The 18487-nt window shown below is 70.1% G+C and carries 21 protein-coding genes, 2 tRNA genes and 1 pseudogene; 3 read left to right on the forward strand and 21 right to left on the reverse strand.

Annotation, left to right across the window (positions count from 1 at the left end):
- Positions 1–18: 18 nt before the first annotated feature.
- Positions 19–1239 (reverse strand): pyridoxal-dependent decarboxylase, exosortase A system-associated, encoded by a 1221-nt coding sequence (locus tag VF592_RS13120; RefSeq protein WP_331006080.1) that lies wholly within the window; start codon positions 1237–1239, stop codon positions 19–21.
- Positions 1236–2756, reverse strand: coding sequence for an AMP-binding protein (locus tag VF592_RS13125; protein ID WP_331006081.1), 1521 nt, complete (start codon positions 2754–2756; stop codon positions 1236–1238). Before VF592_RS13125 ends, VF592_RS13120 begins: the two co-directional genes overlap by 4 nt.
- Before the next feature lie 91 nt (positions 2757–2847).
- On the opposite strand from VF592_RS13125, the gene VF592_RS13130 reads away from it, so the two are divergent.
- A complete protein-coding gene (locus VF592_RS13130; protein ID WP_331006082.1) occupies positions 2848–3120 on the forward strand; it encodes an acyl carrier protein in 273 nt (90 codons plus the stop codon).
- 40 nt (positions 3121–3160) lie between these two features.
- Here the strand turns inward: VF592_RS13130 and trxB are convergent, their stop codons facing one another.
- The 4 genes from trxB to VF592_RS13150 form a co-directional block, all read right to left on the reverse strand.
- Positions 3161–4168 carry a thioredoxin-disulfide reductase gene (gene trxB / locus VF592_RS13135; protein WP_331006083.1) on the reverse strand — a complete coding sequence of 336 codons (1008 nt, stop codon included), beginning with the start codon at positions 4166–4168 and terminating at the stop codon, positions 3161–3163.
- A gap of 52 nt (positions 4169–4220) precedes the next feature.
- A tRNA-Met gene (locus VF592_RS13140) sits at positions 4221–4297 on the reverse strand.
- Between the two features lie 56 nt (positions 4298–4353).
- Positions 4354–4839 carry a 2'-5' RNA ligase family protein gene (locus VF592_RS13145; protein WP_331006084.1) on the reverse strand — a complete coding sequence of 162 codons (486 nt, stop codon included), beginning with the start codon at positions 4837–4839 and terminating at the stop codon, positions 4354–4356.
- 35 nt (positions 4840–4874) lie between these two features.
- Positions 4875–6785, reverse strand: a complete 1911-nt coding sequence (locus tag VF592_RS13150) for a potassium transporter Kup (protein WP_331006085.1) — start codon at positions 6783–6785, stop codon at positions 4875–4877.
- A 151-nt stretch (positions 6786–6936) separates the two neighbouring features.
- Here VF592_RS13150 and ald point away from each other — a divergent pair, with 151 nt between their 5' ends.
- Positions 6937–8034: an alanine dehydrogenase gene (ald, locus tag VF592_RS13155; RefSeq protein WP_331006086.1), complete on the forward strand. Its 1098-nt coding sequence runs from the start codon at positions 6937–6939 to the stop codon at positions 8032–8034.
- 51 nt (positions 8035–8085) lie between these two features.
- Positions 8086–8304 (forward strand): DUF3072 domain-containing protein, encoded by a 219-nt coding sequence (locus VF592_RS13160; protein WP_331006087.1) that lies wholly within the window; start codon positions 8086–8088, stop codon positions 8302–8304.
- Between the two features lie 13 nt (positions 8305–8317).
- Here the strand turns inward: VF592_RS13160 and VF592_RS13165 are convergent, their stop codons facing one another.
- The 15 genes and pseudogenes from VF592_RS13165 to VF592_RS13235 all read right to left on the reverse strand — a co-directional run bounded on the left by VF592_RS13165 (position 8318) and on the right by VF592_RS13235 (position 18448).
- Complete coding sequence (locus tag VF592_RS13165; protein ID WP_331006088.1) at positions 8318–8953, reverse strand: hypothetical protein; 636 nt, start codon at positions 8951–8953, stop codon at positions 8318–8320.
- Positions 8953–9165 (reverse strand): cytochrome c-type biogenesis protein CcmH, encoded by a 213-nt coding sequence (locus VF592_RS13170; protein ID WP_331006089.1) that lies wholly within the window; start codon positions 9163–9165, stop codon positions 8953–8955. The genes VF592_RS13165 and VF592_RS13170 overlap by 1 nt, the downstream gene beginning before the upstream one ends.
- Positions 9162–9689: a redoxin family protein gene (locus tag VF592_RS13175; protein WP_331006090.1), complete on the reverse strand. Its 528-nt coding sequence runs from the start codon at positions 9687–9689 to the stop codon at positions 9162–9164. The genes VF592_RS13170 and VF592_RS13175 overlap by 4 nt, the downstream gene beginning before the upstream one ends.
- Positions 9686–11611 carry a heme lyase CcmF/NrfE family subunit gene (locus tag VF592_RS13180; RefSeq protein WP_331006091.1) on the reverse strand — a complete coding sequence of 642 codons (1926 nt, stop codon included), beginning with the start codon at positions 11609–11611 and terminating at the stop codon, positions 9686–9688. The genes VF592_RS13175 and VF592_RS13180 overlap by 4 nt, the downstream gene beginning before the upstream one ends.
- Complete coding sequence (ccmE, locus tag VF592_RS13185; protein WP_331006092.1) at positions 11608–12054, reverse strand: cytochrome c maturation protein CcmE; 447 nt, start codon at positions 12052–12054, stop codon at positions 11608–11610. Before ccmE ends, VF592_RS13180 begins: the two co-directional genes overlap by 4 nt.
- 167 nt (positions 12055–12221) lie before the next feature.
- A pseudogene (locus tag VF592_RS13190) lies at positions 12222–12449 on the reverse strand (heme ABC transporter permease); the annotation flags it as partial.
- A gap of 68 nt (positions 12450–12517) precedes the next feature.
- Positions 12518–13564, reverse strand: a complete 1047-nt coding sequence (locus VF592_RS13195; protein WP_331006093.1) for a Glu/Leu/Phe/Val family dehydrogenase — start codon at positions 13562–13564, stop codon at positions 12518–12520.
- A 25-nt stretch (positions 13565–13589) separates the two neighbouring features.
- Positions 13590–13666 (reverse strand) — tRNA-His (locus tag VF592_RS13200).
- A gap of 50 nt (positions 13667–13716) precedes the next feature.
- Positions 13717–14442, reverse strand: a complete 726-nt coding sequence (gene gspN, locus VF592_RS13205) for a type II secretion system protein N (protein WP_331006094.1) — start codon at positions 14440–14442, stop codon at positions 13717–13719.
- Positions 14439–14915 carry a type II secretion system protein GspM gene (gspM, locus tag VF592_RS13210; protein ID WP_331006095.1) on the reverse strand — a complete coding sequence of 159 codons (477 nt, stop codon included), beginning with the start codon at positions 14913–14915 and terminating at the stop codon, positions 14439–14441. The genes gspN and gspM overlap by 4 nt, the downstream gene beginning before the upstream one ends.
- A complete protein-coding gene (gspL, locus tag VF592_RS13215; RefSeq protein WP_331006096.1) occupies positions 14912–15979 on the reverse strand; it encodes a type II secretion system protein GspL in 1068 nt (355 codons plus the stop codon). Before gspL ends, gspM begins: the two co-directional genes overlap by 4 nt.
- Positions 15976–16959, reverse strand: coding sequence for a type II secretion system minor pseudopilin GspK (gene gspK, locus VF592_RS13220; RefSeq protein ID WP_331006097.1), 984 nt, complete (start codon positions 16957–16959; stop codon positions 15976–15978). Before gspK ends, gspL begins: the two co-directional genes overlap by 4 nt.
- On the reverse strand, positions 16946–17593 hold the full coding sequence (gene gspJ / locus VF592_RS13225) for a type II secretion system minor pseudopilin GspJ (RefSeq protein ID WP_331006098.1): 648 nt from the start codon (positions 17591–17593) through the stop codon (positions 16946–16948). Before gspJ ends, gspK begins: the two co-directional genes overlap by 14 nt.
- On the reverse strand, positions 17590–18006 hold the full coding sequence (gene gspI / locus VF592_RS13230) for a type II secretion system minor pseudopilin GspI (RefSeq protein WP_331006099.1): 417 nt from the start codon (positions 18004–18006) through the stop codon (positions 17590–17592). Before gspI ends, gspJ begins: the two co-directional genes overlap by 4 nt.
- Positions 17996–18448 carry a GspH/FimT family pseudopilin gene (locus VF592_RS13235; RefSeq protein ID WP_331006100.1) on the reverse strand — a complete coding sequence of 151 codons (453 nt, stop codon included), beginning with the start codon at positions 18446–18448 and terminating at the stop codon, positions 17996–17998. Before VF592_RS13235 ends, gspI begins: the two co-directional genes overlap by 11 nt.
- Positions 18449–18487 lie beyond the last annotated feature (39 nt).

An 18487-nucleotide genomic window follows, 5' to 3' on the forward strand; every position in this document is an offset into this window, starting at 1 on the left:
GAAAGCCGGTAAAAGCCGTCAGGCGAGCAATTCCGCGGCGGGTGGATGGCCCAGGAACGCGGCCGGACTCGCCGACGCGCCATAAGCGCCTGCCATGAAGATCGCGATCAGATCGCCCACCTCCGCGTGCGGTAGGGCGATGCGGTCGCCCAGCCGGTCCAGCGGGGTGCACAGGCAGCCGACCACCGATACCGTCTCGGTCGCGGGCTCGCCCATCCGGTTCGCGACCGCGAGCGGATAGTTGCGGCGAACCACCGTGCCGAAATTGCCGCTGGCGGCAAGCTGGTGGTGGAGCCCGCCATCGACCACGACGAACAGCTCGCCCCCGCTTTCCTTGCGGTCGATCACGCGCGTCAGATACACACCGCATTCGGCGACCAGCCAACGCCCCAGCTCGATCGCGAACTGCGTATCGGCTAGAATATCGCCCCGCCGCGCCAGCGCCACGGCCAGCGCGACGCCGACCCGCTCGACGTCCAGCGACTGGTCGTTCGGGAAATAGGGCACCCCGAACCCGCCCCCCAGATTGACGACGGGCGGCGCCGCGCCCGCCTCCTCGGCCAGCCGGGCCGCGAGCGCGAGCGTCGCGCCTTGCGTGTCGATGATCGCCTGCGGGTCGAGCGCCTGGCTCCCCGCATAGATGTGGAACCCTCGCCAATCGGCGCCGGCCGCCATGACCTGCCGGACCAGCGCCGCCGCCCGGACCGCGTCGACCCCGAAGGGGGATGGTCGTCCCCCCATCCGCATCCCCGACCCGCGCAGCTCGATATCGGGATTGACCCGCACCGCCAGTCGGGGGACCAGGCCCAGCCGCTCCGCGATCGCGAGCGCGCGTACGGCTTCGCCCTCCGATTCCAGGTTGATCGTCGCCCGCGCCTCGATGGCCGCCGCCAGTTCGGTGTCGCGCTTGCCGGGTCCCGCGAACCCGACCGCGCCGGCCGCCTTCGACCCGAGCGCCAGCCGCAGCTCGCCCACCGACGCCACGTCCAGCCCGTCGACCAGCGCCGCCATCCGCGCCACAAGCGGCGGATAGGGATTGGCCTTGATCGCGTAACTGAGCTCGATACCCGGAAACGCCGCCCGGAACCGCGCCACCCGCGCCGCCGCGATGGCGGGATCGTAAACGAACAGCGGGGTGTCGGCCGCCAGCGCCGCCCATTCCGCAGCCGGGCGTCCGGCGATCGCCAGCATCCCGCGCCGCCCGCCGAACTCGGGCGGGATCGTGCCCATGGGCTTCATGCCGCCGGCTCCCGCAGCGCCGCCGCGATCGCCGCGCGGTCGAGCTTTCCGTTCGCATTGCGCGGGAGTTCGTCCCGCCATTCGTACCGCATCGGCTGCATGAAGCTCGGCAGCTCCCCGCGCAGCCTTGCCCGCAACGACGGCTCGCCGGTCGCCTTGCCGGCCAGCATCACCGCGATCGCCTGCCCCAGCCGGTCGTCAGCGATGCCCACCGCCACCGCCTCGCTCGCCTCCCCTCCGCGCACTATCACTTCCTCCACTTCGGCCGGGCTGATGCGATTGCCTGCCGATTTGATCATCTCGTCGTCGCGCCCGACGAAACGGAACAGCCCGTCGGCGCCCTGGGCGACGGTATCGCCCGACCAGACGGCGGTTCCACCCTGTTCGGACCAGGCAGGCGCGGGCCGGAACCGCTGCGCCGTCCGCTCGGGATCGCGCCAATAGCCCTGAGCGACCAGCGGCCCGGCATGGACCAGTTCGCCCGGCTCGCCCGCCGCCGCGCGGGTCCCGTCGGGGCGCACCGCCATGACTTCGGCGAACGGAATCGCGCGGCCGATCGCGTCGGGATGCGCGTCGATCAGCGCCGGGTCGAGCCAAGTCGACCGGAAGGCTTCGGTCAGCCCGTACATCGCGTAGATCCTCGCCGCCGGAAACCGCGCGCGCAAGCCGCGCACCAGTCGCAGCGTCAGCGCTCCGCCCGAATTGGTCAGCCGCCGGAGGCCGGCCGCGACCGTGTCGGGCCAGTGCCCCTCCAACAACTGGACCCAGAGCGGCGGCACCCCGGCCAGCGTCGTCGCCCCGACCCGCTCGACCGCGCGCACCACGTCCTTGGCCGCGAGATAATCGAGCGGTGCGACGCTCGCCCCCGCATACCAGCTGGAGAAGAGCTGGTTCTGCCCATAGTCGAAGGACAGCGGCAATACCCCCAGCACGCGGTCGGCGGGCACGAGTTCCAGATAGCCGGCCACCGACACCGCGCCGAGCCAGAGATTGGCATGGGACAGCATCACGCCCTTAGGCCGGCCGGTCGAGCCGGAGGTATAGAGGATCGCCGCGAGCATGTTCGGATCGGCCGAGGACGGGCCAGCCGAAAATTCCGCGCCACCCCTTGCGGGAAGGCATTCTTCCTCCACGACCGCGCACCGGTCCGGCACGTCGCCCGGCTCCAGCGTCCCGGCACGCGTGCTCTGCGTAACCAACAGCCGGGCTCCCGAATCCGCCAGGATATGCGCGACCTGCGCCCGCCTGAGCAGCGGATTGACCGGTACGTGGACAAACCCCGCCCGCGGGACCGCTAGCGGCAGCACGCACGCGGCCCGCGTCTTCGGCAGCCAACTCGCGACACGGTCGCCGGGCGCGAGACCCTGGGTCGCCAACCATCCCGCCGCCGCCGCCACCGCCCTTTCCAGCTCGGCGAAGGTCCACGATCCCGCCCGATCGATCAGTGCGATATCATCTGACCGCGCGCGCAGGTGCACATGATCGATCGGGTGCGGCGTGGGATCGGGGAATGTCATCGCCGGCTGCCATAGCGCGCCGGTGTTGCCCAAATCACCCCCGATGACTAACGCACGTCGCAACGACGAACCAGCATGGGCGGGCAGAGACTTGATCGAAGAAGGCGCGCAGCTAGTCGATGACGCGATCCGCGCGGTGCTTCGCGACGTGCTCGGCCTTACCCAGGAGCGCGTGAATGCGTTCACCGAGGCGACCCCGCTCTTCGGATCGCTCCCCGAACTCGATTCGATGGCGGTCGCCAGCGTGCTCACCGAACTCGAGGATCGGCTCGCCATCGTCATCGAGGACGACGAAGTGGACGGTGAGATGATGGAAAGCTTCGGCGCGCTCGCCCATTTCGCGCGCAAGAAGGCGCTGCTCTGATCGGTCGCTGCGGCCGGGCCTGGCGGTCCGACGCCCGACGCTACCAGGTGGCTTCGGCGTTCTCCTTCTCGCGCAGCGGTTCGCGCATCGCGGCCGCGTCCGACTCATGCTCCGCCGCGGCCAGGAAGCGCTCCGCGTCGAGCGCCGCCATGCAGCCGGTGCCCGCCGCCGTGACCGCCTGGCGATAGACCTTGTCCGCCACGTCGCCGCACGCGAAGACGCCCGGCACGCTGGTGCGCGTGGTGCCCGGCTGCACCGCGATATAGCCATCGGCGTCGAGGTCGAGGTGACCCTGGAACAGCTCGGTCGCCGGATGGTGGCCGATCGCGACGAAGGCGCCGTCGGTCGCCAGCCGGCTATCCTCGCCCGTCACCGTGTCGCGCAGGTCGAGCCCGACCAGCCCAGCAGTCCCGCCCCCGTCGACAAAGGCACGCACCTCCTTGTTCCACAATACGGTGATGCCCGGATGCGCATGGAGCCGCTCCTGCAGGATGCGCTCGGCGCGCAGCGAGTCGCGGCGGTGGATCAGCGTCACCTCGGGCGAATGGTTGGTGAGGTACAGCGCCTCCTCGACCGCGGTGTTGCCCCCGCCGATCACCGCCACCTTCTTGCCGCGATAAAAGAAGCCGTCGCAGGTCGCGCAGGCGCTGACGCCCTTGCCCTTCATCGGTCCCTCGCTGGCGATGCCCAGCCACTTGGCCTGCGCCCCGGTGGCGATGACCAGCACGTCGCCCTCGTACACGTCGCCGCCGTCGCCGGTCAGCCGGAACGGGCGCCGCGTCAGGTCCACCTCCGTGATCATGTCCCACATCATCCGCGTGCCGACATGCTCGGCCTGGGCCTGCATCTGCTCCATCAGCCACGGGCCCTGGATCACGTCCGCGAAGCCGGGATAATTCTCGACATCGGTGGTCGTGGTCAGCTGGCCGCCAGGCTGGATGCCCTGGACGACGATCGGCGCCATTCCCGCGCGTGCGCCGTAGATGGCGGCGGACAGCCCGGCGGGTCCCGACCCCAGGATGAGCATGCGGGTGGTATGAACGGTCATGAGATGGCGGCCCCTTGCGAACAAACCCCATATGGGGTGCCCGCGTCGCGAGTGGTAGCGGAGGAGGGACTTGAACCCCCGACCCCAGGATTATGATTCCCGTGCTCTAACCAGCTGAGCTACTCCGCCCCGACAGGCCATGCCCGCTCGCGAGGCGCGGGCTATAGAAAGCGGTCCGGAACCGGTCAAGCGAACATATGGCGCGACAGCGGCTCCCAGGGACCGCCCCGATACCACCAGGTCGCGAGGCCCGCGAGTTCGACCGCGCGCGGGCGGAAATCGCGCTGCAGACTGCCCAGCAACAGCTTGGCCACGCGCGGATCGACCTTGTTCTGGATCGTGACGTGCGGACGCCAGCCGCCGGCGTCCTGCGGCGTGAGCAGCCCGGCGAACGCCTCCGCCAGCCGCGCGCGGATCGCGGCCAGCTCCGGCGACTCGATGCGATAGGCGACGCCGCGCCCCAGAGAGATCAGCCCCGCTAGCCGCGCGTCCGGCGCCGCAATGCCACGCGTTTCACTCGCGAGCCGGTGCTTCAGCTCGTCGGCGACCGACGGCGGCAGGTGGTGGAACAGGGTGAGGTGCGCCGAAAGCTGGTTCCGCTCAGGCGGAAAATGCGCCTGGCGTTCTGCGTCGAACCAGCCCTGGTCGCCGCGCGCGAACAACGCCGACACGATGATCGGCGCGGAAGGGAACGGAACGGGCTCGCTCAGATTTCCACCTGGCTGCCCAGCTCGACCACGCGGTTGGTCGGCAAGCGGAAGAACTGCATCGGGCTTTCCGCGTTCTGCATCATCCAGGCGAACAATTTCTCCCGCCATATCGCCATGCCCGGCCGCTCCGAGGCGAGCAGCGTCTGGCGCGACAGAAAGAAGCTGGTGTCCACCATATTGATCGGCGGGCCGCATACGGTGACCTTGGCGAGCGCGGAGGGGACGTCGGGCTCCTGCATGAAACCGTAACGCACGATCAGCCGGTGGAACCCCTCGCCGAGCGGCTCGACGCGGGCATTCGTGTCCTCTTCCACATATGGCACATCCGCGATCTTCACGGTCAACAGGATGATGCGCTCGTGCAACACCTTGTTGTGCTTGAGATTGTGGAGCAGCGCAGGCGGAACGCCGTCCGATGCCGATGTCATGAAAACCGCGGTGCCGGGGACGCGCGCGGCCGAGGAAGCGGCCGAATCGATGAAGATCTTCATCGGCATGCTCCCCTCCCGCATCCGCGCGATCATCAGATGGCGACCGCGTGCCCAGGTCGTCAACAGCGTAAACGCGACCACCGCGACGAGCAGCGGGAACCAGCCGCCTTGCGGGACCTTGATGATGTTGGCGGCCAGATAGGCGCCGTCGACGATGAAGAAGAGCCCGGCGACCAGCGCGACCCGCCACACCGGCCAGTTCCACACGCGGATCATCAACACGGTGATGAGGCAGGTCGTGATGAACATCGTCCCGATCACCGCCAGACCATAGGCGGCGAGCAGGTTCTCCGATCTCTGGAAGGTCAGGACGACGAGGATCACCAGCGCGAGCAGGCCCCAGTTGACGGACGGTACGTAGATCTGCCCGAGTGCGCTCTCGCTGGTGTGCGCGATCCGCACGCGGGGCATCAGCCCCAGTTGCACCGCCTGTTGCACGACCGAGAACGCGCCGGTGATCAGCGCCTGGCTGGCGATGATGGTGGCGAGGGTCGCCAGGACCACGAGGGGCAGCCGCAGCGACTCCGGCGCCATCAGGAAGAACGGGTTCTCGACGGTGGACGGATCGCGCAGCAGCATCGCGCACTGGCCCAGATAGTTGATGATCAGCGCCGGAAAGACCACGAACAGCCAGGCGAGTGCGATGGGTCTGCGTCCGAAATGCCCCATATCGGCGAACAGTGCCTCCGCGCCGGTGACGGCGAGAACGACGGCGCCCAGCGACAGGAAGGCCAGGATCGGGTCGCGCACGAAAAATGCGACCGCATGGTGCGGCGACAGGGCCATGAGGATCGACGGGTCGGGCGCGATGTGGACGATCCCCAGCACCGCGAGCACGAGGAAGTAGAACAGCACAATCGGCCCGAAATAGCGGCTCAGTCCGGCGGTCCCGCGCGACTGGACCATGAACAGCCCGACCAGGATCGCGATGGAGATCGGCAGCACCAGCGGCTGCATGCTCGCCTCGACGACCACCAGCCCCTCGACCGCCGACAGCACAGAGATGGACGGGGTGATGATCGCGTCCCCGAAGAACAACGCCGTGGCGAGGACCGCCAGCATGGTGAGCAACCAGCCACGCTCGCCCGGAATCTTGCGCGTGATAAGCGCGAGCAGCGCGAGACTGCCGCCTTCACCCTTGTTGTCGGCCCGCATGACGATCGTGACGTATTTGAACGTCACGATGATCAGAAACGACCAGAAGATCAGGCTGAGCACGCCGAACACGTGGAGGATATCGACCGGCAGGGGATGATGTCCGATGAACATCTCCTTCATCGCGTAGAGCGGCGACGTGCCGATGTCGCCGAACACCACCCCGATCGCGCCGAGCGCCAGGGTCGACACCCGACCGCCGACCGCATGACCTTCATCGGAGTCGCGTTCGGTAACCACATTATGCGCAAACAACGGCATCGACGCGCAATTCCCAGCTTTTCCGGTGCGGAGCGGCAAATGACCGGCCGCCGATAGGAGCGCGCGGGTAGCACTTCGACATCGGGCCGCCAAGCGGCTAAGCGGCGCGCATGAAGCCCGTCCGGGACGGGTCGATCATGGAGCCAGTTCAATGCGCGTCGGAGTTCCCAAGGAGATCAAGAACCATGAATATCGCGTCGGCCTGACACCACCATCGGTGGCCGAGCTGGTCGCGGCCGGGCATCAGGTCGTGGTCGAGACACAGGCGGGGTCGAGCATCGATTTCGAGGATTCCGATTATATCGCTGCAGGCGCCGGCATCGTGCCCGATGCGCGCGCGGTGTTCGCGGGTGCCGACATGGTGGTCAAGGTCAAGGAGCCCCAGGCGAGCGAGATCGCGCTGCTGGAGCCGCGCCACCTGCTCTTCACCTATCTGCACCTCGCCGCCGACAAGCCGCAGGCGGAAGGGCTGATGAAGTCCGGCGCGACCTGCATCGCTTACGAGACCGTGACCGCGACGCGCGGCGGGCTGCCGCTGCTCAAGCCGATGTCGGAGGTGGCGGGCCGGATGTCGGTCCAGGTCGGCGCGCATTATCTGGAAAAGGAACAGGGCGGGCGCGGCGTGCTGCTGGGCGGGGTGCCCGGCGTCGCGCCCGCCAAGGTCGCGATCCTAGGCGGTGGGGTGTCGGGCATCAACGCCGCGCAGATGGCGGTCGGGATGCGCGCCGACGTCACCATCTACGACATCAACAACGACCGGTTGGCCGAACTGGACATGTTCTTCTCCAGCCAGATCAAGACCGCCTATGCGTCCAAGGCGGCGATCGCCGCCGCGGTGCGCAACGCGCACCTCGTAATCGGCGCGGTCCTGGTCCCCGGCGCGGCGGCGCCCAAGCTGGTCACGCGCGAGATGCTGAAGACGATGAAGCGCGGGTCGGTGCTGGTCGACATCGCGATCGATCAGGGCGGCTGCTTCGAGACGAGCCACGCCACGACGCACGAGGATCCGGTGTTCGAGGTGGACGGCGTGATCCATTATTGCGTCGCCAACATGCCCGGCGCGGTCGCGCGGACATCGACCTTCGCGCTCAACAACGCCACCCTGCCCTTCGCCATCCGCCTCGCTAATCTGGGTGCCGAGGCGGCGATGAAGGCCGACCCGCATCTGGCGGCGGGGCTGAACGTATCGACGGGCAAGGTCCGGCATCGGGCGGTCGCCGACGCGCTGGACCTCGACTTCGCCGCCTGAAGGAACGGAAACGGAACATCGGCGTTGGTCGGGCTGAAAGGAATTTGTCCCATGTCCGACCATCCCAATCCGAAGACCGAGCCTTTCTCCAACGCGGAGAAGGACCCCCATGACTGGACCACCGGCGGCGAGCCCATGACCGGTGCGCAGGCGAGCTATCTCAAGACGTTGAGCGAGGAAGCGCATGAGGAGTTCGACAATTCGCTGAACAAGGGCGATGCCTCGCTCCGAATCGACGAACTTCAGGAGAAGACCGGGCGCGGCAAGTAGGCGTCCGACGCGATCAGCGTCGGCGCGGCCCCTGCCGGGCGAGAAGTCGATCGAGCAGCGCCAGCCTGAGCGCGATGTCGCGACGATAGGACGCGCCGGCGGGTGATAACGCCACCGCCCTTGCCCAAAGGGGCCGGGCGGCGGCGTAATCGTCCGCCCGGATATGCGCCAGGCCTAGAAAGAAGGGCGGCGCGGGGTGCGACGGGGCGATGCGCACAGCCTGTTCGAACGCGAACCGCGCGGGCGGGGAAACGGTATTCCCGTCATGCGCCGCCATCGTGGCCCCGAGCGCCGTCCACAGCGCCAGGCTTCGGGGAATGCGGTCCAGCCCACCCAGCAGGACCCGTATCGCCGACCCGCTATCACCGGTGCGCGTCATGGCGTCGGCGGCGGTCAGATAGGCGGCGTCGAGCGTGTAGCGGCCGAACATGGAGTCGCGCAGGTCGAGCAGCCGCTCGTCCTCCGACTGCGCGATCTGCCTTGGGGTTGCGGGACGGCCAGGCTGGGCCGGGTTGCCCTGAAGCGCGTAGCCGGTCGCGCCGAGCATCAACGCCGCGCCCAGCAGCGGCCAGAGCGGTCGCGCCAAACGAAGCATCGCGAGCAGCATCATGGCGCCCGATCCGAGCGCCAGCAGCCAGACCAGCCCCATCAGCGGCGCCGGCGCCGGACGCTACCACACACGATCCAAGCACCGACGCCCAGCAGCAGCAAGGACGCGATCCACAGCGGTGCCTTCATGGGGGGAAACGGCGGATCATCGGCGACATAGTCGTCGTACCAGGCGATCAGCGGGTCGCATACCGGAGCGAGCCTCCCGTTCATCCCCACCCATCGGCAGACGAGCAGCAGCGAGGCGATCACCGGGCCTTCTCGATCTCGGCGAGGATGAGCCGGACGTCGGCGGGGGTGATGTAGCCGACATGCTGATAGGTGATCACCCCGCGCGCATCGACGACGAAGCTTTCGGGCACCCCGGCGGCACCGAGCGCGAGCTGCACGGCGCTAGCCCGGTCGTCGCCGATGCGGCCGAACGGATCGCCGTTGCGAGCAAGGAAGCCACGCATCGCAGGCGCGGTGTCGCGAACGGCGACGCCGTCGACCGGAACGCCCGCTCGCTTCAGGGCCAATAATTGCGGGGCCTCGGCGATGCACGGCGCACACCAGCTCGCAAAGACGTTGACCAGGCGGGGACCGGTCCCGCGCAGGTCCGCGCTGGACAGGCCGGGCTTGTCCGCCAGCAGCGGATCGAGCGCGAAGCCCGGCACGGGCTTACCGACGAGCCCGGACCGGATGGTCCGATCCGCGGGGCGGAAGAGCCCGGAGGCGACCACCGCGAACAGCAGCGCGAAGGCGGCCAGCGGCGCCCAGACGAGCCCCGGCCTCATGCGAAGGCCGCTCGCGTGGCGGCGCGGCGCTCGCGGCGGACGCGCCCGACGAGCGACAAGGCCCCGCCGAGCGCGATCAGCACCCCGCCCAGCCAGATCAACGTGACATAAGGCTTCCACCACAGCCGCAACTGCCAGCGCCCGCGGCCGTCGGGCTGGCCGAGCACGGCATAGAGCTGGCCGTCGACACTGGTCAGGATCGCGCTTTCGCTGGTGGTGGTCGCCGGGTCGGAGAAGAAGCGCGTCTGCGGGCGCAGGAACCGCATGTCGTCGCCCCGAACGAGGGTCAAGCGACCCTCCAGCGCGGTCCAATTCTCGCCGATCCGGGGCGTCACCCCGTCCAGGGTCGCCACATAGGGCCCGACCGAAATCGGCTCGCCCACGCCGGCGGCGACCAGACGTTCGGCGGTGAAGGCGGCGTCGGACGCCATGCCGCCGATGCTGACGGCCACGCCCAGATGGGCGAGCACCATGCCATAGGTGAAGAGCGGCGTGCGACGCGGATTGCGGCCCCACAAGGGCGCGACGCTGGCAACGGCCAGCCCCGCCGCGAGCGAGAGGGCGACGAAGGGCAACAGGCCGATCGATCCGCCGAACGCGAACAGGCCGGCGGCGGCGAACAGGGTCGCCGCGATCGGCCAGGTCAGCCGGGCGAGCACGGCTTCCCCGTCGTCGCGTCGCCAGCGCAGCGCCGGGCCGACGCCGACCAACGCGACCAGCACCAGCGCGACGACGCCGGCGGTGCGGTTGAAAAAGGGTGGTCCCACCGAAAGCTGCACGCCGAACCCCGCCGCGAAAATGGGATAAAGCGTTCCGATGAGCACGATGCCCAGGATGACCGACAGGAGCAGATTATTGGCCACCAGCCCCGCCTCACGGCTGACCAGATCAAAGGGTGTCCCGGCGCGCACCGTCCCGATCCGCGCCGCGAACAGGGCCAGCGCGCCGCCGATATAGATCGCCAGCAGCGCCAGGATGAACGCCCCGCGCTCGGGATCGACCGCAAAGGCGTGAACGCTGGTCAGGATGCCCGATCGCACCAGGAACGTGCCCAGCATCGACATGCTGAAGGCCACCACCGCCAGCATCACCGTCCAGGCGCGCAACCCATCGCGCGTCGCCAGCACCGTCACCGAATGGAGCAAGGCGGTCGCGGCGAGCCAGGGCATGAGCGACGCGTTCTCGACCGGGTCCCAGAACCACCAGCCACCCCAGCCCAGCTCGTAATAGGCCCAATAGCTGCCCGCCGTGATCCCCAGCGTCAGGAAGATCCACGCGCCCAGCACCCAGGGCCGCATCGCCCGCGCGAAGCCCGGGCCGACATCGCGCGTCACCAGCGCACCGACCGCGAACGAGAACGCCACCGACAGCCCGACATAGCCCGCGTAGAGGGTAGGCGGATGAAAGGCGAGGCCAGGGTCCTGAAGCACCGGATTGAGCCCCAGTCCGTCGCCGGGTGGGGTCGCTGTGCGCGCGAACGGGTTCGACGAGAAAAGCAGAAAGGCGTAGAAACCGAGCGCAATCAACCCTTGGGCGCCGAGCGTCGCCACCAGCGCACGCTCGTCGAGCCGCCGCTCGAACCAGGCGACCGCCGCGCCCGCCACGCCCAGGATCGCGACCCAGAGCAGCATCGAGCCCTCGTGATTGCCCCAGGCGCCGGCGAATTTATACAACCATGGCTTGGCCGAGTGACTATTGCGGACGACCAGGGCGACGGACATGTCCGAGGCGAGAAACACCCCGACGAGCATCGCCATCGCGATCGCGACCAGCGTGCCCTGGACCACCGCGACCGGGCGGACGGCGGCGAGCAGATCGGGCCCACGTCGCCGCCCGACCAGCGCCAGCGCCGCCAGGGCGAATTGCGCCGCCGCCAGCGCGGCCGCCAGCCACAGCGCCGCCAGACCCGCTTCGGCCATCATCGGCCGGGCACTCCCGCAAGACTGCGGGTTTCGTGCATCGCGCCCTTTACTTGGGGCGGCATGTATCTCTCGTCATGCTTGGCGAGCAGATTGGTGGCGCGGAACGAGCCGTCGGCGTGAAACTCTCCTTCCGCGACGACACCCGATCGTTCGCGGAAAAGGTCGGGGGCGATGCCCGCGAAACGCACGGGCGTCGTCGCGCGCCCGTCGGTGACGGCGAAGCGGATCGTCACGCCATCGGCGTCGCGCGCGATCGACCCCGCCTCGACCATGCCCCCCAGCCGTACCGCGCGGCCGAGCGGCAGGCCCCGACGCTCGACATCCGAAGGCGCGTAGAAGAACGAGGCTTGGTCCCGGAGCGCCGACAAGGCGAGCAACGCCGCGCCGACGATCGCGGCGAGCGCGAGCAACGCGAGCGTCAGCCGCTGGTGTTTGGCCTTCATCGCTCCGCTCCGCGCATCGCGGCCCGGCTCGCTGGCGCAAGCATGGTCGCGCCGCCCAGCGTCAAGGCATAGGCCGCGATCACGGACCTCCACTGGTTCATGCGCGGATCACCCCGCGCAGCCGCACCTCGACCCGCGCCGTTCCCAGCTCCGTATTCATCTGCGCGAGCGAGCGCGACACCGGTCCGCCCGCCTACGCTCAACCGGGCCGCCGGTACATGGATGTAGAGGACGCGGACCGTCCCACCCTCAAGGTAATCGGGCGGCGTCTGCGTCAGTCCGGCCCGACATCCGAGCACGATCAGCGCCACGCCTGCCCAGAACAGCAAAGGCGTGATCGGACGCGCGATCCCTAGAAAGCGCGCCGGATTGGCAAGGGCATGAAGGACGGGCACGATCAGGAAATCATGTAGGGCGACGATGCCCGCCCGTCACCCTCGCCGGAGATGGAGCGCGATATGGATCAGCGGCCGATCAGGCGGCGGGCGATGCCGTCCGCAACCTCGGCGGTCGGCAGGCCGGTCCGCTCGCTCTCGTCCCACACCTCGACCAGGCGATCGGGGATGCGCGCGATGCGTGTCTTGACCTCGGCCTCGTCACCCTGCCCCAGATATTCCAGGCCGACATTGATGATGCCGCCGGCGTTGATGACATAATCCGGCGCGTAGAGGATGCCGCGCTCGTGCAGGCGTCGTCCATCCTCGGGCCCGGCGAGCTGGTTGTTGGCGCCGCCCGCGACGACCTTGGCCCGGAGCGCGCCGATCGTCCGCTCGGTCAGGATCGCGCCCAGCGCGTTGGGGCTGACGATGTCCGCATCGGCGGCCAGGACTGCGTCGGCGGCGGCGGTGGTCGCGCCCAATTCGCCGGCCAGCGCCTCCGCGCGCGCGGCGTTCACATCGGCGAGCGTCAGCACGGCGCCGTCCACCGCCAGCAGCCGCGCGAGCCCGCCTCCGACCGACCCGACACCCTGGATCGCGACGCGGACGCCCTTCATGTCGGTCGTGCCGAGCGCCCGCTGCGCCGCCGCCTTGACGCCCAGATAGACGCCTAGCGCGGTATAGGGTCCGGGGTCGCCCCCGGCCTTGCCCTGTTCGACCGGCAGGCCCGACACATATTCGGTCGCGCTGGCGATGGTGACCATGTCGTCGTCGGTCATGCCGACATCCTCGGCGGTGACGTAATTGCCCGACAGCGAGTGGATCGCGCGTCCGAACGCTTCCAGCAGCGCATTGGTCTTGGCGCCGTCGCCCGATGCCAGGATCACGCCCTTGCCGCCGCCCATGGGCAGGCCGGCCATCGCGTTCTTGAAGCTCATGCCGCGCGACAGCCGCAGCGCGTCGGTGATCGCGTCCTGCTCCTGTGCGTAGTGCCAGAACCGGACGCCGCCCGCGGCGGGCCCCAGCTCGGTTGAATGGATCGCGATCACCGCGCGCAGACCCGATTTGGGGTCGGCGAACAGGTGAACGCCCTCATGGTCGTCGAAATCGGGGAAGCTCCAGCCGATGGTCATGCGCCGTTAACTCGGAAGAGGATGGTGGGGCGACCGACGGGACTTGAACCCGCAACTTCCGGCATCACAAGCCGACGCTCTAACCAATTGAACTACGGTCGCCGCGAGAGAAGGTGCGCCCCTAGCGGGCGGCTCTCCCCCTCGTCAAGTTTTCAGAAACGCCCTTCGATCGAAAGCCTGTGGCCGGCGCCGGTCGCGGTGAAGCCCGCGCCCTCGAGTCGGGTCGCCAGCGCCGAATCGGTCGACCGGACGGTGAGCTCCGCGCGGTAGCGGCCGTCGCCTTCGACACGCAGCGCGATCGCTTCCGTCCCCGCCTGGCTGGCGAGCGGCAGGAGCAGCGCACCGCGCTCGCAGCGCGCCGCGCCCGACACGCTGGCGGGCAGCGGCACGCCCGCCGCCTCCCCGGCCAGCATCGCGCGGACGCGTCCCTCAGCCGATTCGCAACGCCCGTCGCGGAACCGCACCGTCAGATCATCGAGCGCCAGCGTCGTGACGGGCAGCGGCGCGAAAATAATGCCGGTCGGCAGAGTGCCCGTCGCGTCGTCGAGGCCGACCACGTGGCGACCGACGGTGAGCGCGGCCCGGAGCGGGGCGGCACCGCCCGGGTCCGGTCCGGCTAAGGCGACGCGCGCGCGGCCGACGAGCAGCGGCAACGGCGCCAGCCGCGCGGACACGTCGCCGAGCACGAGATCGCCCAAACGCGCCTCCGTCAGCGTCGCGCCCCAGATGCTGCCCGACACCCGGCGCGCGATCAGCCCGTGTTCGCCCAGCCCGAACCAGCCGAGCGCCAGGCGCATCGGCAGAAAGACGAGCAGCGCGACGAGCAGCATCGCGCCGATCAGCGCCGCCGGACGGGTGCGGAGCGCGATCCGCCTCACGAGGCACGCGCCCGCAGCGTCAACGTCGCGCCGACGCTGCGATCCGGATTGGGGGTGAAGGCGGCCGAATCGACGAGCAGCCCACGCGTCTCCAGCCGCGCGAGCCACCCCGCGAGCGCGCCAGGCCGCGCCGACGGGATCGCCACACGAACGCGGTCGGGGCCGTCGGCGTCGACGCTGAGCAAGGTGAAGCCCGCCTCGGCGGCGCGGGCGCGTATCTCGTCGGCGATCGGCGCGGTCGGGCGAACCGCGCCACCGCGTTGAGCCAGCCGCGCCGCGTCGACCCGCGCGCGCGTCTCGCCCAGCCGGATCACCGCGTCGGCGTGGCGGGCCCGCGCGCCGGCCAGCGCGTCCCCGACGGGCCGGATCACGCCCGCCCAGGCGATGGTCAGGGCGGCGAGCGCGAACATGACGAGGATCAGCCTTCGCTCACGGAGCGACCGCCCGTCGAACCAGGTGCGGAGTGCCGTCACCGCGGCGACACCGTGAACTCGCCCGAAACGCGACCGCCTGCCGACTGGAAGGTCCCGGCCACGACCGCAAAGCCCGCGCGCTCGATCGCGCTCTTCAGGTCGGTCACGGCCGCCTCGGTCGCGGTGGCGATGCCGAGCCGCAGCGAGCCGTTCGCCTCGAACGACAGGCTGGTCAGCTCCGACCCGGGCACTGCCTGGAGCGCGGCGAACACGGCCGCGGAGGTGGCGCTGAACCCCTGGCCTGGGCCGCGCAACGCGGCGAGCCGCTCGTCGAGTTGGCGCGAGGCGTCGGTGACGCTGCTTCCGCGCGGCAGGCCTTGAGCGGCGATCGTATCGGCGCGTGTCTCCAGCATGTCGGCGCCGAAACTGTAGCGGGTCAGTCGGACGAGGTTGATCGACAGCGTGACGAGCAGGATCGCCAGCATGTACCAGCCCAACCGGCGGATCAGTTGCCAGTCGATCGCCCTTCGGCGGCGGCGCGCGAACAGCCCCTGGCGCAGGTCCAGCGTCCAGCCCGATCGGGCGAGCGCCGCCGCGATCTCGCCGCGCCCCAGCGTCGCGGGCGCGGCGCCGCCGGTCAGGAGTTCGGTCAGCCGCGCCTCGTCCGCGAAACCGGTGCCGCGACCGCGCACGACGCCCTCCCCGCCCAGCTCCGCCCGGCTATAGCCCTGTTCGGGTGCGGGGATCAGCATCGGCGCGGGAACGATCGCCACGGGATCGACGCCGAGTCGCGCCAGGTCGGCCAGCCATCGCCGGATCGCGTCCAGGCCGACCACCCCGATCGGGCGGTCGCCTTCGCCTTCGTCCCCGACCGCGACGTGCAGGTCCGACACCGGCTCCGCGCTGGCATCGGCGGCCAGGAGCCGCGCGGCCGCGGTCGCCTGGGCGGTCGACCGGGTCGGCAGCTCGGCCCAGTGGAGCGCGACCGCATCGGCCGGCGCGACCGCGATCACGTCGCCCAGGTCGGCGGGCACGCCCTCCCCCTCGACGAGCGCGCCGTCCTCGACGCGCGCCCAGCGATAGGGGCGCTCGCCCGAGGGCAGAAAGAGATAGGTCGCGGTCATGAGGCCTCTCCCCATTGCCGCGATACGAGCGTCGCGGGCAAGCGGTTCGCGTCGACCAGCGCACGTTCCTCCACAGACGTGTCGCCGAGCGCCACGTCGATGCGCAACGCGAACCAGCGAGAGGTGACGCCCAGCATCCGCTGATCCTCCGGCGTGGCTCCGCCATTGGCGCTGAGCATGTTGAGGAACTGGGTCGGGCTGTCATATCCCTGTGGCGGACGGCGCAGCAGCGCCTGCCCCGCGGCCTCGACCGTGAGCGTGTCGGGAAAGAGCATCGCGATCAAGGGTGCCTGTTCGGGCGACAGCGTGTTGACGTTCAGCGTGGCCAGCTCGGCGACCGGCAGCGTGCACAGCCACCGCCGCACCTCGGCATAGAGTACCGGAGTCACCCCCGCGACCGCGCGCAACTCGCTGGGATCGGCCATCAGCGTTCCCGCCGTCCGGTACGGCGTCTCGCCGCGCAGATAGGTCGGATCCTCCGCTCCCTGCGGTAATGGCTGGTCGTCGCTGTCGATCCAGTCGGCCGTCCCCGACGCGACCTGCTCGGCGACCTGGGCGGGCACGCCGGTCAGGCGCAGCAGGCGCGCGAACTGGGTCCGTGCCACCGGCTCGACGACCAGCACGTCGCCGGGTCCGCGCGTGACCAGGCCGTTGAGGTTGAAGCAATTGCCGCCATCGGTCACGCGCGCGGTCGCGCTGCCGCCGCCGGGCAGGGGCAGGCCGAACGGGCGATCGCTCCACCCGCCCGCCAGCGTGACGCGATCGGGGCTGGCGCCGAGCAGGCGGCCGATGCGGACCAGCGCCAGAGTCTCGGTGGCGTTAGCATAAGCCCGGCCCTGCTCGATCAGGGCGGCATTGCCCATCAGCCGGGTCGACAGGCGCAGCCGTTCGAGCGCGGTCGCGGCCAGGATCGAGACGATCGCGACGAGCAGCAGCACCGTCAGCAGCGCGGCCCCGCGCTCGCGCTCAGATGGGACCACCGGGCGCCTCCGCCGGCGAGCGTTCGCGCCGCGCGGGCACATGGCCCGATCCGACCAGGAACAACAGGCGATGCGCGCGGCGATCCGAACGCGTCAGCCGCAGCTCGACCGCCGAGGGCAGCGCGGCGCCGTTCGCGCCGTCCCAGCGGTCGCTCCAGGCGCCGCGATACCGGTAGCGCAGCCGCGCATCGGCGAGCCCGGTCAGCAGCGCCGCGGGGGCGAGCGGCGCGGCCCCGTCGAGCATCGGATAGGCGATCCGTTCCAGCGTGCCGTTCGCGAGCCGATAGGCGACCTTCTGGACGCCCGGCCGCGCCGCGCCGTCGAGGTTGCTCCAGCCGCCGCGTACCAGCCGCAGCATCGGTTGCACGGCGCCGCCCTCCTCGCCCAGAAAGGCGGGAAGCCGCGTGCCCGCCTCGTCGCGCGTCGGTCGGTCGATCGCCTGGGCGAGGTCGGCCGACAGGATCGACGCGGTACGGCCCAGCGCGGCCACATCGTCGAGCTTGGCCTTGGTCGCGCCCTGCGCGCGGACGCTGAAACTGAGCATCGCCACGCCGGCGGCCGCGATCATCCCGAAGATTATCAGCGCGACGAGCACTTCGACGAGGGTGAAGCCCTGCTCGCGGCGGTCCGTCACGATGTGGCGACCGAGACCGTCGGGGTGGGCGGTCGCACCATGGTCAGGCGGCCCAGCACCTGCCCCGACGGATCGGCGACCGCCACCTCGATCCGTACGATGCGGGGATCGCCGGTCGGGGTGACGGTTCTGGTCCATGCCCAGCGCGCGCCGCCATTGACCTCCGCGCCCCCCGTCGCGCCGGATGCGGGCGCCTGCGCCTCGGTCACCGCCTCGATCGCGACGTTGCACGCGACGGTCTGGGCCAGCAGCGTGCGGTCGAGCACGCCCGCGCTGCGGATCGTCGCGCCCTCCAGCCGGATCAGCGCCATCGCCGCCAGGCTGAACACGACCAAAGCGACCATGATCTCGATCAGCGTAAAGCCGTGTTCGGCGGAACGCCCCGCGGGTCGAAGGTTCTTCTCAGCCCGCATCGACGCGAACGCTGCCATTGGCGTCGACCCGGACGAGCGCCGCGGCGCGGTCGCGGGTGAGGCGCAGGTCGAGCGGCTGGTCGGCCAGGCCCGTCGCGTCGAAGGTCACGCGCCCGCGCCCGGAGGCGGGCAGGTCGGCGCGCGTGCCCTCGCGCCAGCGCTCGACCCGCAACGGCTTCTCGGCGATCGGGGTCCAGCCGCCCGCACGCCGCTGGTCGAAGCCATAGCCGCCCGGCGTGATCCAGACGCTGACCGGCGCAGCGGCGACGATCGCCTGCGTCTGCGCGGCGCGGGTGCGCGCGGCGAACCTCTCCGCCTCATCGAGCAGACGCCCGCGCGGATCGGGAATGGCGAGCACCGCGACCGCCGAGGCGAGCCCGATCAACGTCACCACGACCATCAGCTCGATCAGCGTGAAGCCGTGTTCGGCGGAAGGCCACAAACGGGTGAAGCCGTGTTCGGCGTAACGCCTGCGGGGTAT

The sequence above is a fragment of the Sphingomonas sp. genome, assembly GCF_036388435.1.
Lineage (GTDB): Bacteria > Pseudomonadota > Alphaproteobacteria > Sphingomonadales > Sphingomonadaceae > Sphingomonas.